This is a genomic window from Thermodesulfobacteriota bacterium (genome assembly GCA_035325995.1).
Taxonomy (GTDB): domain Bacteria; phylum Desulfobacterota_D; class UBA1144; order Nemesobacterales; family UBA2774; genus JADLGH01.
In genome coordinates this window covers 130,834-147,604 of record DAOKYU010000003.1, presented here as the reverse complement: position 1 = coordinate 147,604, position 16,771 = coordinate 130,834, and the positions used below count along the sequence as shown (strand labels likewise).

The 16,771-nt window shown below is 54.2% G+C and carries 14 protein-coding genes; 5 read left to right on the top strand and 9 right to left on the bottom strand.

All coding sequences use genetic code 11. From position 1 onward, the window contains the following. Positions 1-246 precede the first annotated feature (246 nt). Both purH and PKC29_05450 read left to right on the top strand, forming a co-directional pair. Entirely contained in the window at positions 247-1,809 is a 1,563-nt protein-coding gene (purH, locus tag PKC29_05455; protein HML94857.1) for a bifunctional phosphoribosylaminoimidazolecarboxamide formyltransferase/IMP cyclohydrolase, read from the top strand. A gap of 445 nt (positions 1,810-2,254) precedes the next feature. Beyond that, complete coding sequence (locus PKC29_05450) at positions 2,255-2,842, top strand: DsbA family protein (GenBank protein ID HML94856.1); 588 nt, start codon at positions 2,255-2,257, stop codon at positions 2,840-2,842. A 406-nt stretch (positions 2,843-3,248) separates the two neighbouring features. Here PKC29_05450 and PKC29_05445 read toward each other — a convergent pair whose 3' ends face one another. Beyond that, positions 3,249-4,811 (bottom strand): hypothetical protein, encoded by a 1,563-nt coding sequence (locus PKC29_05445; GenBank protein ID HML94855.1) that lies wholly within the window; start codon positions 4,809-4,811, stop codon positions 3,249-3,251. A gap of 314 nt (positions 4,812-5,125) precedes the next feature. Here PKC29_05445 and PKC29_05440 point away from each other — a divergent pair, with 314 nt between their 5' ends. After that, positions 5,126-5,824 carry a metallophosphoesterase family protein gene (locus PKC29_05440; protein ID HML94854.1) on the top strand — a complete coding sequence of 233 codons (699 nt, stop codon included), beginning with the start codon at positions 5,126-5,128 and terminating at the stop codon, positions 5,822-5,824. 267 nt (positions 5,825-6,091) lie between these two features. Here the strand turns inward: PKC29_05440 and PKC29_05435 are convergent, their stop codons facing one another. Next, positions 6,092-7,489: a porin gene (locus tag PKC29_05435; GenBank protein HML94853.1), complete on the bottom strand. Its 1,398-nt coding sequence runs from the start codon at positions 7,487-7,489 to the stop codon at positions 6,092-6,094. A gap of 174 nt (positions 7,490-7,663) precedes the next feature. On the opposite strand from PKC29_05435, the gene PKC29_05430 reads away from it, so the two are divergent. Then, the gene (locus tag PKC29_05430) at positions 7,664-8,353 is read left to right on the top strand and encodes a response regulator transcription factor (GenBank protein HML94852.1); all 690 of its coding nucleotides are present in this window, start codon (positions 7,664-7,666) and stop codon (positions 8,351-8,353) included. A 7-nt stretch (positions 8,354-8,360) separates the two neighbouring features. Continuing rightward, complete coding sequence (locus PKC29_05425; GenBank protein HML94851.1) at positions 8,361-10,175, top strand: ATP-binding protein; 1,815 nt, start codon at positions 8,361-8,363, stop codon at positions 10,173-10,175. 85 nt (positions 10,176-10,260) lie between these two features. Here PKC29_05425 and pheA read toward each other — a convergent pair whose 3' ends face one another. The 7 genes from pheA to PKC29_05390 all read right to left on the bottom strand — a co-directional run bounded on the left by pheA (position 10,261) and on the right by PKC29_05390 (position 16,615). Then, positions 10,261-11,349, bottom strand: coding sequence for a prephenate dehydratase (pheA, locus tag PKC29_05420; GenBank protein ID HML94850.1), 1,089 nt, complete (start codon positions 11,347-11,349; stop codon positions 10,261-10,263). 123 nt (positions 11,350-11,472) lie between these two features. Continuing rightward, on the bottom strand, positions 11,473-11,991 hold the full coding sequence (locus PKC29_05415; protein ID HML94849.1) for a bifunctional nuclease family protein: 519 nt from the start codon (positions 11,989-11,991) through the stop codon (positions 11,473-11,475). Positions 11,992-12,496: 505 nt separating this feature from the next. After that, complete coding sequence (locus PKC29_05410; protein HML94848.1) at positions 12,497-12,763, bottom strand: cupin domain-containing protein; 267 nt, start codon at positions 12,761-12,763, stop codon at positions 12,497-12,499. A gap of 45 nt (positions 12,764-12,808) precedes the next feature. Next, positions 12,809-13,705, bottom strand: a complete 897-nt coding sequence (gene gspN, locus PKC29_05405) for a type II secretion system protein GspN (GenBank protein HML94847.1) — start codon at positions 13,703-13,705, stop codon at positions 12,809-12,811. A 1-nt stretch (position 13,706) separates the two neighbouring features. Then, positions 13,707-14,306 (bottom strand): type 4a pilus biogenesis protein PilO, encoded by a 600-nt coding sequence (gene pilO / locus PKC29_05400; protein ID HML94846.1) that lies wholly within the window; start codon positions 14,304-14,306, stop codon positions 13,707-13,709. Positions 14,307-14,308: 2 nt separating this feature from the next. Continuing rightward, the gene (locus PKC29_05395; protein HML94845.1) at positions 14,309-15,817 is read right to left on the bottom strand and encodes a hypothetical protein; all 1,509 of its coding nucleotides are present in this window, start codon (positions 15,815-15,817) and stop codon (positions 14,309-14,311) included. 66 nt (positions 15,818-15,883) lie between these two features. After that, positions 15,884-16,615, bottom strand: coding sequence for a ComF family protein (locus PKC29_05390; protein ID HML94844.1), 732 nt, complete (start codon positions 16,613-16,615; stop codon positions 15,884-15,886). Positions 16,616-16,771: the final 156 nt, after the last annotated feature.

Sequence of the window (16,771 nt, the reverse complement as noted above, 5' to 3'; positions counted from 1 at the left end):
ATAATACTGGATAAATTCTAACCCCCATCGGGCAGATTGAAAAGATTATACGTAAGAATCGGGTGAATCACAAAACTGCCGCGGCGCGCCGGGATTCACGGCCGCCCTCTCTCTATTGGAATTTACCGCCATTCCGCTACAATATAGGTTTTCAGCCGCCATCCCGGGAATGACAATATTCCGCGATTCGGGACGGACTGCCGGACAGCATCCCGGACAAATTACTCTAGCGAGGAGCCATAACCGATGAACAAGATACGGAGAGTCATAATAAGTGTTTCCGACAAGGAGGGCATAAGCAACTTTGCAAAGGGCCTCCAGGACTACGAGGTGGAGATACTTTCCACCGGAGGGACCGCGAAATGGCTACGTGACGGTGGGGTCGAGGTGAAGGACATATCGGAATTCACAGGCTTCCCCGAAATACTCGGAGGCAGGGTCAAAACCCTCCACCCGGTAATCCACGGCGGCATACTGGCTCTCAGGGACGACGAGGTCCATATAGGACAGATGAAGGAGAACAAGATCGAGCCCATCGACATGGTCGTCGTCAATCTTTACCCGTTCGAAGAGGTAATCAAAAAGAGCGGCGTCTCGCTCGCCGAGGCCATAGAGAACATCGACATCGGGGGGCCGACGATGCTGAGGGCGGCCGCGAAGAACTATCACTTCACGTCGATCGTAACGCACCCCGAGGACTACAAGGACATACTGAAAGAGCTCAAAAAGAACAAGGGCGGCATAACGCCCGAGACGAATTTCAGGCTCGCGGTAAAGGCGTTCTCGTACATAGCCAGATACGACGCCGCCATCTCGAATTACCTTGGCGCGATAGAGGCCGACGGCAGCTTCGGCAAGTTCCCTTCGAGCATGACGCTTCACCTCGAAAAGAGGATGAAGCTCAGGTACGGCGAGAACCCGCACCAGGAAGGTTCTTTCTACGTTATACCGGGCGTGGAGGAGCCGTGCGTTTCCAATTCGGCACAGATCCAGGGAAAGGAGCTCTCGCTCAATAACATCTACGACACCGACGCCGCGTTCGAGGCTGTGAAGGACTTCACCGAAACGGCGTGCGTCATCGTTAAGCACAATAACCCCTGCGGCGTAGCGACGGACGAGAGCCTGGTGGGGGCATTCCTCAAGGCAAAGGAGTGCGACCCGGTGAGCGCCTTCGGGGGAATAGTGGCGTTTAACAGGGAGGTAGACGAGGTCACGGCCTCCGAGCTCGCCAACATGTTCCTCGAAGTCGTAATCGCTCCGGGATACTCCGAAAAGGCGCTCCAGGTGCTGGCGAGCAAGGGTAACCTCCGCGTAATGAAGTCCCCGGCGCTCGACGGCCACGTGAAGCCCGGGCTCGATTTCAAGAAGGTAGTGGGCGGCGCGCTCATACAGGACAGGGACACCGGCGTAGAAAACGATTTCCGCTATATGAAGGTAGAGACGCAGCGCCAGCCTACCGACGAGGAATTAGAGGCCCTCAAGTTCGCCTGGAAGGTCTGCAAGCACGTAAAGTCGAATGCCATAGTCTTCGCCCGTAAGGGACAAACGGTGGGAATAGGGGCCGGCCAGATGAGCAGGGTGGACTCCGTTAAGATCGCGACAATGAAGGCCGCGATTCCGACGCAGGGCGCCGTCCTCGCCTCGGACGCCTTTTTCCCCTTCCGGGACGGTATAGACGAGGCTGCCAAGGCGGGTATTACGGCCATAGCACAGCCCGGGGGCTCGATAAGGGACAGTGAAATAGTCGCCGCCGCTGACGAGCACGGGATCGCAATGGTATTCACCGGCGTAAGACACTTCAAGCATTGACCTACTCGAAATAACAACTGTAGCCGGCGGGTCCGGGGCAGCTCTAGCCCGCCGGTATTCCTCAAGTTTACATTCTCCCCCTATTCCCTTCCGGGCCTCCCCTCCCAATATAAGCCACATGCCCGCTACCGATTCAGGTTTCCCGGAATCCGCCGTGGCTTCACTCGTGAACATCCTTCTTCTCCCTTCTCTACTCCGGAAGAGTTCATGCGAGCCGGCCCTTTGCCGCCTCGCACTCGCGCGCTCCTTTTAGATACCCACGAACCGATTCTCGCTACAGCCCCAGGCCCCTCCCTGTCGCCGTGGTCGGCCGGCCGCGCGTTTCTCTCCACACCCCCCGGCACTCGCCGCGCCCTTCTTTATAGCCCCGGACTGCTTATAAAGCCGTGCCGTTCACTACAATCGCTTTGACGCCCCCGGCCTCACAATCTATAATTCCGGGAGAATGGACGTTACCGTATTCTACGACTATAACTGCCCTTTCTGCTACATCGCCTCCCGGAGACTAACCCTGCTCTCCGGGGAATTCGATCTATCCATGCAATGGAAAGGGATAGAGATACATCCGGAGTTCCCGCCTGAAGGCGCAAAGAGAGGCAGGTCAGTCAAAAGCCTGATTGTAAGGGAGACGATGGGGGAAGCTGCCCGAGAGGAAGGCATCGAAATCAGACCCCCCGGGTTTGCGGCGAACTCCAGGCTTGCGCTCGAGGCCTCCGAGCTCGCGAAGATCGTCGGGCGCTTCGATGCTTTTCACCATGTGGTATACGAGGCGTACTTCGGGGAAGGGCTCAATATAGGGAAGCCGGGCGTACTCCTCTCGATAGGCGAGCGGGCCGGTATAGAACGCAAGGCGCTTACGGAGTCGCTCGAAAGAAGAACGATGCGCGGCGCAGTCGAGTCAAACGAAAAAGAGGCCGCAAAATACACGGTCCTCGGTGTTCCCACCTTCATACTCGGGAGCTTCCCTGTACACGGCTGCCAGTCGATCGAGACCATGCGGGCGATGATCAAGAGGACCCTTTCGAAGCTCTAAGCCCCCTCCCCGAATCGAGGAATCCCGCTTTACGCCCTGGTTTATACGGAAAGAGAGGCGAGCATCCCTTATCACAACTTGCAATATCCCGAAATACTAATAATTACCGACTGTTATACTTAAGTCCCCCCTCCGCACGCTGCGTTCGAAAACCCTGGTCGTGAACGCCGTTTCCAGCCTTGGGATGAGGCTGGTGCCAGTCGAATTTCGCGAGACCATTGTTACATCACGAGGGTGGGACTCACCCAAAGAATCGGCATGTTATACGAGGACATGTAGGCGTGGTGAGACGCGAGAGAATGCTTACATAAACAAAAACCCCTCCTCCCGCTGCTGCAGGAGAAGGGGTTTAATTTTGTAACACCGAAGAGAGATGTTACTTCATCTCAACTGCGATGTGTTGTTTCTATTTGAAGAACTGATCGATGAAGATCATCAGCCTGCCCTGAACCGTCCAAGGGGTCTCATTGTAGTTTACCCTGTCAGGGGAAACGTCATTAGCTGCGAGCGTATTCAGCGCCTGAGCTTCGAGGAGCGTATCCAGACTGCTTCCCGCGAAAACTATGCCACCGATTACGTCGAGGCTGACACCCGGATGTACGTGCCAAGTAAGCGTACCTTCAACTTCAGTACCCATGTAGGTGTCGAGGTTGCTTACACCCGGATACGGATTGCTGGTTTCTTCGTTAAACGCTACGAGAACCTGCGGCGTGAAGGAAAGCTCGTCGATCAGCTTCACGGTACCCCATATCCTGGCATAGTAAGCGTTGTAAACGCTGCTCTCTACCTGGTAGATGTTAGGTATCATGTGCTTGAAGAGGAGGTTGTCGATGTTGTAAGCAGGGTTGAAGAATATAACGCCACCCTCGGTAGAACCGGTTCCGAGGTCGTCACCCTTCGCCCAGCCAAACTCAGCCGCAACCATCTTAAGAGGCCATCCCGGATAAACTTCCGCGCGGGCCGCCCAGATAATGTTCGACGAATCAACGTCTATGCTGCCAGGAACGCCATCAACCTTGATCTTACCCCAGGCACCCTGGATTTCACCAACGAGTCTCCAGAGGTCCGTCTTATAGTCGATGAAACCGGCATAGAGGGTCAGACGGTCGAGGTTAACATCGCCAGATGCCGCACCGGCATTCGGCGGAACGCCCGGGTCCGTCCCCCTGGTCGGGATTGAACCAATGTTGTTCTGGTGGATATACGGGAATATGTAACCACCGACGGTGAGGTTACCGCCCCCGACGTTCGGGTTGTTGAAGATAAGAGCCGCAGCAGCGATATCGTAACCGTTACCCTGACCGGTGACTACGCTGTTTCCCTGTGTGAAGATATCCGAAACCAATACGAACGTGATAGACGAGGAACCTGCAGAGAAAGATTTAAGATAGAGGAACCTGTCTACTACGAAACCGAGGTCGCTGTACGGATCCCAGCCGCCGTTGGCAAGAATACCGAGACCCCAGTCAAACGGCTGGCGTCCAATCCTTACAAAACCGAGGTTATGAGGAAGCACGATATCTGCATGAAGCATCCTCACGTTAAAGAACCCCGGATCGTCTATCGCACGAGGCCCGGTCAGTATAGCGCCACGGAACCTGTCGCTGAACGAAAGGTTCGAGTTCACTACGCCGTTACGTCCACCGAGCAGCTCCGAAGTTGAACCGCCCCAGATGTTGTTGTCAAAGACGTTAAACTGGGCCCGGATCGTTACCGCATCGCTGAGCACCAACTGAGGAGTTAAACGCAGACTCGTGTCTACGAAGAATATCTCGTCTTTGTTGTTAGTAAATCCGAGCGCCTGTGCGTTACTGTTGCTCAACGCCGATATAAACGTGGCGTTTCCTATATAACGAGCCCTGGTACGCATATAGCTCGGAAAGCCGCCCAGTGTGAGTTCAACGGCGAACGTAGGCGCGGCCATAGTCAGAGCCAATAAAAACATAAAAAGCCATTTGGCTTTACTCATCTCTCCTTACCTCCTTTGATTTAGTTTTAAAGTTCTGAGCTTACTTTATATAAATCACGTAATTTTGTCAAGGGGTTTTTTGAGGCTCCCTTGTGCAAGCTTTCTTCATCTTCTCTCCGATTTAGACATTGTATCACACTTTGTCTAAAAATCTAGCTCAAATTTGTAAAAATCACAAAATTCTCCATAACCGTAATAGGATTATACAACATCCTTAATGTAAACACTACAGTCTTTTCAAACCATGGGGCAAACGCCGCCTTAACCATACATTGATTACGGCTTAACAATAACGCGATACCTTTTGACTACATATGAAGATACTCATAATGTCGGATATACACGCAAATTGGTACGCCACCGAGGCCGTATTGGCACGGGAGAGCTACGACGCCCTTATTTTCCTGGGGGATGTGGTGGATTTCGGCCCGGACCCGCGAAAGTGCATCGACTTCCTCATGGAGTCGGCAAGGATGCGCTTCTGGGGGGTGAGGGGCGAGCACGACCACGCCATGGCCTTCGGGATAGGCGCTTCTCCCGGCGGCGAGATGGAAAGGATATCGAACGTATCCCGTGAATGGAGCGAGGGTCTGCTTTCGAGCGGAGAGGTAGGATTCCTGAGAAGGCTTCCTCTCGAAGAGAGGATATCCCTGGACGGAATGGACTTCGAGCTTGCCCACAGGCCCGACCCCGAGACCCTTCCGATCCTCGAGCGCGGGGAGGAAACAACAGACCCCGTCTCCTGCCGGAAGTTCATACTCGTCGGCCATTCCCACAAACCTTATATAAGGAGCTTCGGCGACACTGCGGTCCTGAACCCGGGCTCGGTAGGTCAGCCGAGGGATAACGACCCCCGCGCATCTTACGCGGTGATCGAGGACGGCGAGGCCTCGATAAGGCGGGTGAAGTACGATATAGAGAAAACCGTCAAGGGCCTCGAAAGAAGCAGGATGCCCTACGAAGTAAAGGGCAGGCTTATATCGATGCTGCTCTCGGGCGCGGCTGCCGGCTAGTCGGAAACATCTCCTCTCCATTTTTCCCAACTCACACTTTTTTCACACCATACCCGTGCCCATCCCGGGCTACACCGGGATTTTTCCGTCCGCTAATTCACGGCGGCTCTATGTTTACCTTATTAATATTAATAGAAGTGGATAGGGCAATAAAAAAACCCGCTGCCGGAGCTTGCACCCGGCAGCGGGTTTTGGAGGTCTCGGACTGAACTAAAGGGAGATGATCTATTTTCTCATTATTCGTTCACCCATCAGTACCCGGCCGGATTAGAAGTTGGCCTGTACCTGCGCCCTGACGATGTTCTCGTCTATATCGGGAGCGTTCTGAGTGTATTCATTCCTTATAAACGAGTAGCTTAGCTGAACCTTCCATTTGTGAGATTTGGAAAGGTAATAGTTGACGCCCGGCGTTAATTCCCACTGCGAGCTTTCGAGGCTGACGCCCGGAGGTACTACGCTGCCGCTCGTATCATAGTCGATATATGCGTACCTTGCCGCGAATTCAAATGTCTTCGGAAGAAGGAACACACCAGCCTGTACCCTAAAGCCCTGATCGTAAGCAGTACCCTGACCGCCGGTGGACGGATTTAGCCATCTGCCGTCGTACTCACCCTCTATGTTGAACCACGGCATCTTGAACATGATGTCACCGGTTACCTGGCTAAAGTCCACATCCGTCCCGAATCCCAGGTCCGCTATCCTGTCGCAAACGTTGCCGTTGGGCTGTTTTACATCACAATTGAGACCCGGTAACGTAGAACCGGCGGCGCCTATCACTAAGGTAGGAGCCTTGGCGAAATTGGGGGTAAGACCGTAATCTTTCGCCGTTGCATATGTGCCGTTCGCATCGAACTTGTCATCGCCGTCTCCGCCCAGTCCCAGCTGAATCCTGCCGACATAGAGCATGTTCGAATCGACGCTTGTCCCATTTATACCGTCCCCGTTAAATATACCCACGGCATATGAAAAATTATTATGTGCTCCGAGGGCGCCCTGGAGCGTGAAACCGCGATCCCTCTCAAGTGAAAATTGCTCGTTAACAATAGATCTTTCAACAAGCTGGAGGGCCGAAGATGACTGCAGCTCTTCTTTGTTGAAAGGAACCTTCCACTGCCCGATCCTGGGACCGATCGTATTCACGTACTGAGCTGTGAAATACATATCCTTCATCAGCTGGCTGCTGGTGGGGTCAATCATGAACTTATAATAAAACCAGGGTGCGAACGCAATACCAGACCACGATAGCTCAAGCCTTCTGAGACGAAAGTTTGTCGCTACGTTCTCATCGTCCGTATCATTTACATAACCCTGAATCTGGGCGAGTATGCCGAATTTCATCTTGAACGGCATCCCCGCTTTATCGGTCGATTCAAAGACGAAACCGCTGTCATACTTGGCCATAAACTTGTTGTACCATGCGTCTTCCGACTCAACCTGTTTCTGATTGATTTGAGAAAGCGTCTGGTCCGACTGCTGTTGAGCATTCTGTAACGTCTGTACCTGCTGCTGGAGCTGCTGGATCTGCTGCTGGTTCTGCTGCTGTAACTGCCGTATCTGCTCCTGTAATTCCTCAATCTGCTGCTTGGTCGATTGCGCTGCCGCGTCTGTCACAAAGAGCGGTAAAACGAGCGCAGCGGCGAATAGCAGCTTCGCTAGAGTTTTCATCTCGCACTTCCTCCTTTACAAGAATTTGGACTATCAAGATAAAAGAGCCGGGTTAATATGATGTGAAATCGATGTTAAGATACGGTTAACGGACTTGGGGAATCATTGAACGGCGGGCGTTATCGTTTATTCTAAAGGTAAAATTTCCTATATACTTAATACAGGTTAGGTTGAATGACTGAAAAACTTATAACGGTAGTAGACGACGAAGAGGACATAGTCAAGCTCGTAGGGCATCATCTGAAAAGAGAGGGATTCCAGGTCAAGGAGTTCCACAACGGGAGGGATTTTCTTTCCTACGTGAATTCCGTCGTCCCGGATCTGGCGGTCCTCGACATAATGCTTCCGGGTATAGACGGCCTCGAGATCTGCAGGATTCTTAAAAACAAGGCGAGCACCGCATCGGTGCCGATAATAATGCTGACGGCCAAGGCCTCCGAGGCGGACGTCGTTGTGGGGCTCGAGCTTGGGGCCGACGATTACATAGTAAAGCCCTTCAGCCCGCGCGAGCTCGTCGCCAGGGTGAAGACCGTCCTCAGAAGGACGAGCGCCAGGGATTCCGAGGACGACGAGATAAAAATCGGGCCGCTCGCCATCAATACCGAGAAATACGAGGTATCGGTGGACAACGAAAAGGTCCTCCTCACCACCACGGAATTCAAGATACTCGAAGTCCTCGCAAGCGGTAAGGGAAGGGTATTTACAAGGGACCAGCTTCTTAAGAAAAAGAGGCTCTGGGGCGACGACAAGCTGGTGTACGACAGGACGATCGACGTTCACATAAAGAACCTCAGGGAAAAGCTCGGCACTGCGGGGAACCTTATAAAAACCGTAAGAAGCATCGGGTATAAACTAGAAGAGTAGGCGGCTATTGAGCATATTCTGGAAACAATTCCTTGCCTCCGTTTTAATAATCCTCATAACAATCTCCCTGTTCGTGTTCCTCGTCATCGGCGAGCTCAGGAGCTATGACGAATCGGTCACGGGGGAAATGCTCCTGACGTCGGCAAAAGTCGTGGGCGAAACATTAAGGCCCGCAGTCGAAGAGGGAAGACAGGTCGATGTTGACTCTCTTTTAAAAAATCTCGGCGGCAGGACTGACATGAGGGTAACGGTTATAGACCGGCGCGGAAACGCCCTCGGGGATTCGCATAAGATCACCCGTCCGCGGGAGAGCTATTCCGACAGTCCGGAGGTCGGGGAAGCCCTGTCGGGAAACATCGGCAAAAGCCGGCGGTACAGCAGCGAGCTCGAAAGCGACATGTATTATCTCGCCGTCCCCGTAAAGGACGGAGCCGGAAATACAATAGCGGCCGTCCGGACGGCGCTACCGCTCGGCTCGATATGGGGCGAGCCCTCGCCGGCCGAAAAACGCGTCGTCTACATCGGTGCGCTCCTTGCGGCGGTCGCGGCGCTTCTCTTCTTCATCATCACCAAAAGAACGACGCGCCCGCTATCGGGAATTATAAGCATCTCGGAGGAGCTGGCCAGGGGGAACCTCGACGTCGGCATCCCAGTCGCCGGCAATGGGGACGAGGCGTCCCGCATAACGGGCGCCCTCGACAAGATGGCCCGCAACCTGGGCGGGCTCTTCAAGGAAATCTCCCGCGAAAAGAACCAGCTCGAAGCGGTCCTCGGAGCGATGAGCGAGGGCGTCATGGTTATATCCAGCGACGGTAATGTCATCATAATCAACAAGGCCCTCCGGAACATGTTCAACCTTAAGGAAGAGCCGGGGAAAAAGCCTTTCTGGGAGATAATACGGAACCGTGAGCTCACGAGGCTCGTCGAGGGGGTCCTCGAGAAAAGAACGCCCGACAGTAAGGAGATATTCTATCTATATCCGGACGAGAGACATTATTTTGTAAACGTCATACCGCTCGATTCCCCGGACCGTAGCATCATCGTGGTCATGTTCGACATTACGGACTTCAAGAGGCTCGAAAAGATAAAGGCCGATTTCATTGCCAACGTATCCCACGAGCTGAGAACCCCGCTCACCGCCATAAAGGGTTACACGGAAACACTCGAAGAGGAGGCGTACGAGAGCCCGGAGGACAGGGAGCACTTCCTCGGGATTATAAAGCGCCATACGGACAGGCTTATAAACATAGTGTCCGACCTGCTCGTGCTGTCCGAAGTCGAAAGCAGGGACACCGCCTTCGGAGATGCGGTCGATGCCGACGTCGAAGAGATCAACGTAAACGAAGTGATAAAATCTTCACTCGAAGCGCTCAGGTCGGCGGCCGCCGAAAAGGATCTCGAAGTATCGCTCTGCATGGACAAAGACTCCAACCGGATAAAAGCGAACAGGTTTCTCCTCGAGCAGATGTTCATAAATCTCATAGACAACGCGGTCAAGTACACGCCGGAGGACGGTAAGATAGCCATCAGGGTATCGTCTTCGGGCGGCGCCGTGCTGACGGAAATAGAGGACACCGGGATAGGCATACCGAAGGAGCATCTCCCGAGAATATTCGAGAGATTCTACAGGGTGGACAAGACGCGGTCCCGGAATCTCGGGGGTACCGGCCTCGGTCTCAGTATCGTAAAACACATCGTATTGATGCACGGCGGAAAAATCGACGTTCAGAGCGAAGAAGGCACGGGAAGCAAGTTCAGCATAAGCCTTCCCTATAGCTACCAGACATCCCCCGACGACCTCGTCCCGTATAATAAAGTATAAATCCGGAGAACTCCGCAGGTTGTCCGGCCATGGACCTGCCTTCCGGATATTCCGGAAAACGGATAGAGCAAGGAGATGGGAAGCGTTATCTTCCCGGGTCGCCGACCGGATAGGAGCCGAGCACCTTCAGGTAAACGCAGTTGCCTGCGAGCTTGGCCAGGAGCTTTTCAATGGGCTTTTCGTCGCGGTGCCCCTTGAAATCGACGAAGAAGAGGTACTCCCAGGGGTTTTCCTTCGAGGGCCGCGATTCTATCTTGCTAAGGTTCACGCGCGCCTCGGCGAAGGGCTGGAAAAATACCTTCTGGAGCTCGCCGGGCTTGTCTTTCAGAGAAAAAACGATGGACGTCCTGTCGTCCCCGGAGGGGGGGCTCATCTGGCGGCCGATTACGAAAAACCTGGTTGTATTGCGCTTGCTGTCGGCGATGTTCCTTCCGAGGACGTTGAGCTTGTAGATGGAAGCCGAATGAAGCCCGGCAACTGCGCCTATATCTTTACTTCGCGAGGCTAGCCTCGCCGCCTCGGCCGTGCTCGACGTCTCTCTTATCTTCGCGTCGGGCAGTTTTTTACTTATCCACTTCTTCGACTGGGCCAGCGCCTGGGGATGGGACGCGACCACCTTGACACCGCTCAGCTTGTCGGACTTCGAAAGAAGAAAATGATTTATTTTCTCGAATAGCTCGGCCGAAACCGTAAGACTTGACGCCGAAAGGAGATCGAGCACCGTGCCTACAGAGCCTTCGCTCGAATTCTCCACGGGCACGACGCCCACGGACGCCCGGCCGGTTTCGACCTCGTCGAATATCTCGTCGAAGCTCCCGGCGGGGACGAGCTCGGCGGAGCCCCCGAATTCGTTGTAAGCTGCCTGGTGCGTGAAGCTCCCCTCCGGGCCCAGATACGAAACCCTGAGCGGATACTGAAGCGCCCGGCATGCGGAGATTATTTCCCTGTAAATACTGAGGACCGAATCGCCCGAGAGCGGGCCGGTATTGAGCTCCCTAAGCTTTTTTTCTATCTCTTTTTCCCTCTTGGGATCGTAAACACAGACGAAGTTCTCCTTCTTGTGCTCCCTTATGCCGAGAGCAACCTCGGCGCGCCTGTTTAAGAGCATGAGTATTTCGGTGTCGAGATCGTCTATCTTTTTTCTTAATTTCCGGAGATCTTCAGAGGAGCCCATTATCTATCGGTCAATGCGGTTTGATGAGAATGATAGCGACAGTGAAAATATATGTCAATAAGGCCTTCGTCGCACGGAAAAGAGAACGCCGGCCCGACGCCGTTGGCACTTAGCGGGAATCCCTTAAAGCTCCCTCTGAACGACGTCCGAATCTATAAGCGCGGCCTTTTCGATAACTGCGTTCCTGACGAATATAGGGGATTCCATGCGGGCGGCAAGGGCGAGGGCGTCGCTCGGACGGGCGTCTATGCGCGACAGCTTCCCCCCGACCGACATCTCCACCTGTGCGTAATAGACCTGGTCTCTCAGGTCGGTGATTACAATCCTCTTCACTTCGGCGTTCATCGTCCTCACCATCGCGGCCACCATGTCGTACGTAAGCGGGCGCGGGGGCACCGCGCCGGACAGGCCGATTTCGATGGACCTCGCCTCGCAGAGGCCTATCCATATGGGGAGCATTGTCTCCTTCTTCTCGTTCGCCAGAAGGACGACGGGCGCCTGCATGAGCTGGTCGAATCCGAGCCCCTGTATCTTCATCTCCTGCTCGGGTTCGGGCTTCTTTTCCGCGCTCAGCGGCAGAGTGAGGGCGAGAGATAGAACGGTCAAAAGCGAAGCGCTTGCAATCAAACCCCTTATTCGCATAGCGGTCACCTCCTCGGAAAAGAATAGCACAAAGCTGCTCCGCGAAGGAAGCACCGGGCGCAAAGCACCGAATCGTTAAGTTCACAAACGAAGTGCAGCACTGTGCCAAGGTGTCGTCGTTATGGGAAGAAGATGCGCTCATCCCTCGCTGGAGGATCGCTGCATGACTACCCGTATGCGGAAAAGCGGTAAAACGGTCCGGCAAATTGCAGCGAGTATGGATCGCGCGGCCGGGGCGATATCGCGGGGAAGCAAGAAGGAGCGGCCCGGCGGAGCGGCCCGCCTATGCAGACGACCGGGCCTGGCCGCGCGGTTCACGAGACAGATGCGGCGGACTGGGCCCAGAGAAAATGTCCCGGCTTTAAAACCCCGGCCGAAGTTTTCTACTCATTCTCCAGTCCGCTGCACTTCAAATGTGAACTGCCATACAGAGAACCCGCGGGGATATGTGCAGAAACGGTGAATCAGCGCAAGCCGGAGCGCGGGTATGCGGGCCGGCCCGCGCCTACTTTTCCCCTATCATATAGCGGCAGCCCGAGGGGCCTATGACGGCCGAATGGACGGCGCCGGCGGGAACGTCGAATCTTTCCCCGGGGCCGTAGGTTACAGTCTTTCCCTCGCTCGTAATCGTTATCTCGCCTTCGAGAACTACGTGGGCGGTAATGCCGCCGTGCGTATGGTCGGGATAGCGGGCGCCGGGGCCGTCCCTGTGGACGAATATCCCCGAGAACCCTTCGGCCAGGAGCTCTTTTTCAAACTCTCTTTCATTCATGAAAGACGTCCTAGTAAAGGCGGCCGACCGCCCCGATCAGGCGTATCAGAATCTGGTTATGGAGCTCTTCTCGAACCTCGGGTTCGCGACGGTGCCGAGTATCTTGCCGCCGAGGCTGCCGTCCCTCTGCGTCGCGAGGTAGGGCGAGAGGAGGCCCTTGTACTTCGCCATCTGCCCGCCCTTCATCTGAAGGCTGTAGCCGATATCTATTACCCCGCCGTTCTGTATCTCCCAGGGGAGCGGCGTCGTGCCCGTTATGTCGAGGTCTATGTCCGCGCCCGCGATGCTGAACTGATCTATCCTGGTCATGTCACCCTCGACGGTGCCCTTGAACATGGACGTGAGGTCAGTCAGGTTGGGTAGCGTGATGCCCTTGAGCTTCATGTTTTCGAGCTTGAGCCCCGTTATCTCGAACTGTATGTCCCCGCTCGCCGGAGGGGTCATAACGAGGTTGACTCTCCCGTCTATCACGCCGCCCAGGCTGAGGGACTTTTCGGCCTCCTCGGAAAAAAGAGACGGGACGGAGTTTATCCTCACGCTCTCGAGCGTCGCGTCGAGCTCGCTCACGCGGCCGGTCGTTTTATTGATCCGGATGCTTCCGCTCACCTCGCCGCCCCAGAGCCTTGCCGTGAACGGCACTTTGGGGTTATCGGAGAAAACCGAAAGGGGCGAGGGGCTGAGATCGAGGCTTTCGAGCTCCAGGAAAACGGAGCTCGCTCTCGAGAGCTTTACCCCCTCCATGTTTATCCTCAAAAGAGGCGAGACCTTTACGTTCTGGATGTCGGCCTTGTATGGAGTATTGCTTTCTATCTCCGCGATTATGCGCTTCTTTATTATGTCGCCCGGAAAGGTCATGAATAAAAACAGCGTGAATACGACCAGAAAGAAGAGCGTGTAAGATACGGGCTTTATGTGTTTATATTTTTTTATTTTCTCTTTCATTTCAGGTTACCTCTTTAAAGCGGAACGTCGAGACCCGGAGCTTGACGGTAAGGGAGTCGGATCTGTCGAATTTCGTGCTCAGGTTAAGGTTAGATACCTTGAGAAAGGACGGCGCGTTCTGAATCTTGTACAGCACGTCCACAAGGTCCTTGAGCGATATGTTCTTGAGCTCGACGTCTATGCTCCTCTCCTCGTAAAAATCTTCCGAGTCCGAGGTCCGGAGGTTGACGTCCCTTATCGAGAAATTCTTTCTGTCGAGATTCTCCGAAAGGAGTATCTGCTCGACAATAGATATGAGCGGCTCGTTTTCTTCCTTTATCTTGCTGGAAAGAACCGCGATTTTTTTCTGAGAATCTTCGTATTCGGTCTTGAGCTCCTGTATCCTCCCGAGCTCCGTTTCGAGCTGCGTAACCCTTTTCTCGAGCCTGTCCGTACCCGAGGAAATCGAGTGGAATACTATATAAAGAATGAGAAGACAGAGACCGGCGGCACCGATTATTACAGCCCTCCTGTCGCGCTCCGTCGAGGAAATCTGCGCCAGTTTTTCACGGGCGGACCTCACCGCCTTGTTTATACTCTCGGTTAAAGAGCCTAATTCCATATCTATGTCTCGCGCTTGAGTACGAGGGATATCTCGAATTTCGTCTTTCCGTCGACGGCGTTACCCGTCTGATTCCTGATTACGGATTCGAATTTGCCGGACTTGGAGAGAGCCTCCTCTATCTCGGCCACTTCCTGATACGAATCGCATAGCCCCTGCACCTTTACGCCGTTATTTCCTTCTATCTTTATGTCGTTCACCCTGAGGCTCATCCCGGGCGGGAGACTGCCTGAAAGATTCCTCAGGATTTCGAGCGGTGTGCTCGCTCCCTCGACGCCCTCTATCATGCTGAGCCTTTCCCTCACCTTCGCCACCTCCGACTGCATGTACTCGGCGGGACGCGGGATCGTCTGAACGTCGGGGAAGGTCTCCTTCACCTCGCGGGCCACCTGCGCCTCGAGCACGCTCACCTGATCTTTAAGCTCGAAATATCTGGACGTCATATTATACAAGAGCAGAGCGGCGAGCACGACGAACAGGACCGCCGGGACCATGAACACCTTGCGGAGCTCACGATCGGCGCCCTGGTATTTAAACTGGTCTTTTCTGAAATTGAGATAGCCGCCCCTGTAAGAGCTCCCGTAAAACGCAAGCGCATAGGCCTTTGCGTAAAGCGGCGAGTTGTCGACGCCGAGGTCCGGGATAAAGAGCTTCTTTACGTCCCTTCCGAGCTCGTTTTTCAAAAGCTCCGACAGGCCCTGGATACGCGACATCGAACCCGAAACGAGTATAGTCTTTACCTTGTCCTTGGTCTCGTTTTCAAAAAACTGAACGGTCTTTCTGATCTCGCTTATGATCGGCGAAAGGGCCTCTTTCATGAGGCTGCTTTCGGCGTGCTCCAGCTTCCCCTTCGAAAATCCGAACCTGTCTTCTTCGCCCCCGCCGCCCGACTCGCCCAGATTCTCCATAAAGAGCGCAATCGCCCTCGTCGAGGACCTCCCGCGCTTAAACCCCGAATCGTCGAATAGCGTAAAGCTGATTTCCCGCTCGCCTATATCGACCAGTACGAGCGGCCTCTGTCCCTCGACTATATCCGCCAGCGCCCCGAATGCCGCGGGCGTGTAGGTCAGAACCTTGGGGTCTATGCCCTCTTCGTTAAGATGCCCAAGGATACCCTCTACGTCCTCTTTTTCGAAGACGCAGACGAGGGCCTCGCCGCCCGAGGCGTTCTTTATAAGATGGTACGTGTGTATCTTTTCCTGGGGTTCGAACGTCGAGATGTTCTCGAGCTCGAATTCATAGACCTGGTCTATCTTCTTCGGATCCGAAAAGGGGAACTTCATCACCCTTACCGATACCGGGTCGTCCGTGAGGGAAACCGCTACATCGCCCCTCGGAAGGGAATATTCCCTGAATACATTGCCCAGGGAGTTCTCTTGCGCCCCGGACGGGTCGCCTCCGATTTCGGCGCGTATGGTCTGAAGGAGCTGGACTTCTCTCAATCCCCTGTTAATTAAGGCTATCCTTACTTCCTTCTTCCCTATATCGAGTCCTGCAAATCTTCCGTACATGTTTAAGTAAATTACTTAATCTTCCGCTTTAAATTTAAAGTAAGGGCCCTTTAAAGTCAAATGAATTTATGCCCACCTCGCCCTGGCCACCGTCAAAACCCTTACTTCCGAAGCGCCCGCTTTCAAAAGCGCCCGCGCGCATTCGTCGGTCGTCGAGCCCGTCGTGAAAACGTCGTCCACGACGAGAACGGATTTCCCGGAAAAGGCGTCCGGGTCCGTAACCGAAAACGCTCCTTTTACATTCTTCCGCCTCGCCTCTTCCTTCTGAATCTCGAACTGCGGCATCGTATCCCTTATCTTCCTTAGGTTGAAAAGGTCGTGCTTTACTCCGATGCTCTTTGCGAGATTCTTCGCAAGGACGGCCGACTGGTTGTATTCCCTCGACCGGAGCTTGTTTATGTGCAAAGGAACCGGGACGACGACATCGAACTCGTCCGAGCCGTAGGGCATGCCGCCCGCCAGGAGCCCGGAAAGAAAATCGCCGAGCCCGGGATTCCCCCTGTACTTGAATCCGTAGATTATATCTATAAGTTTACCGTCATATAACGCTATGGAGCGGGCATTCGAAAAACTATAGTATTCCGTAAGACACCTTCCGCAGAGATGCCCCTCGTTCTTCCCTCTAACCACGTAGTCGTTTTTATCCTTGTAAAACCCGAACGGAATCCCGCAGCAGGCGCACGACGACAATCCGCTTATAAAAGTTATGCCGGAGAGACAATCCCCGCACAGCTTCTCGTTTTCATCGATCGCGGAATCGCACCCGGGACACGTTTTGGGAAAGACGAGGTCTAACATTCGGCCACCGGTAAAAGTATACCGACTGCGGACCCGGGCCGACTTGCGCAAAATTTTTTTGCGGACCGAAAGCACCGGAGACGGATTCACGCGAAAGGCGCGTCTTCATCCCAAGACGCCGGGGACGGCATCGTGCGATGTGCTTACGCGCGCTCC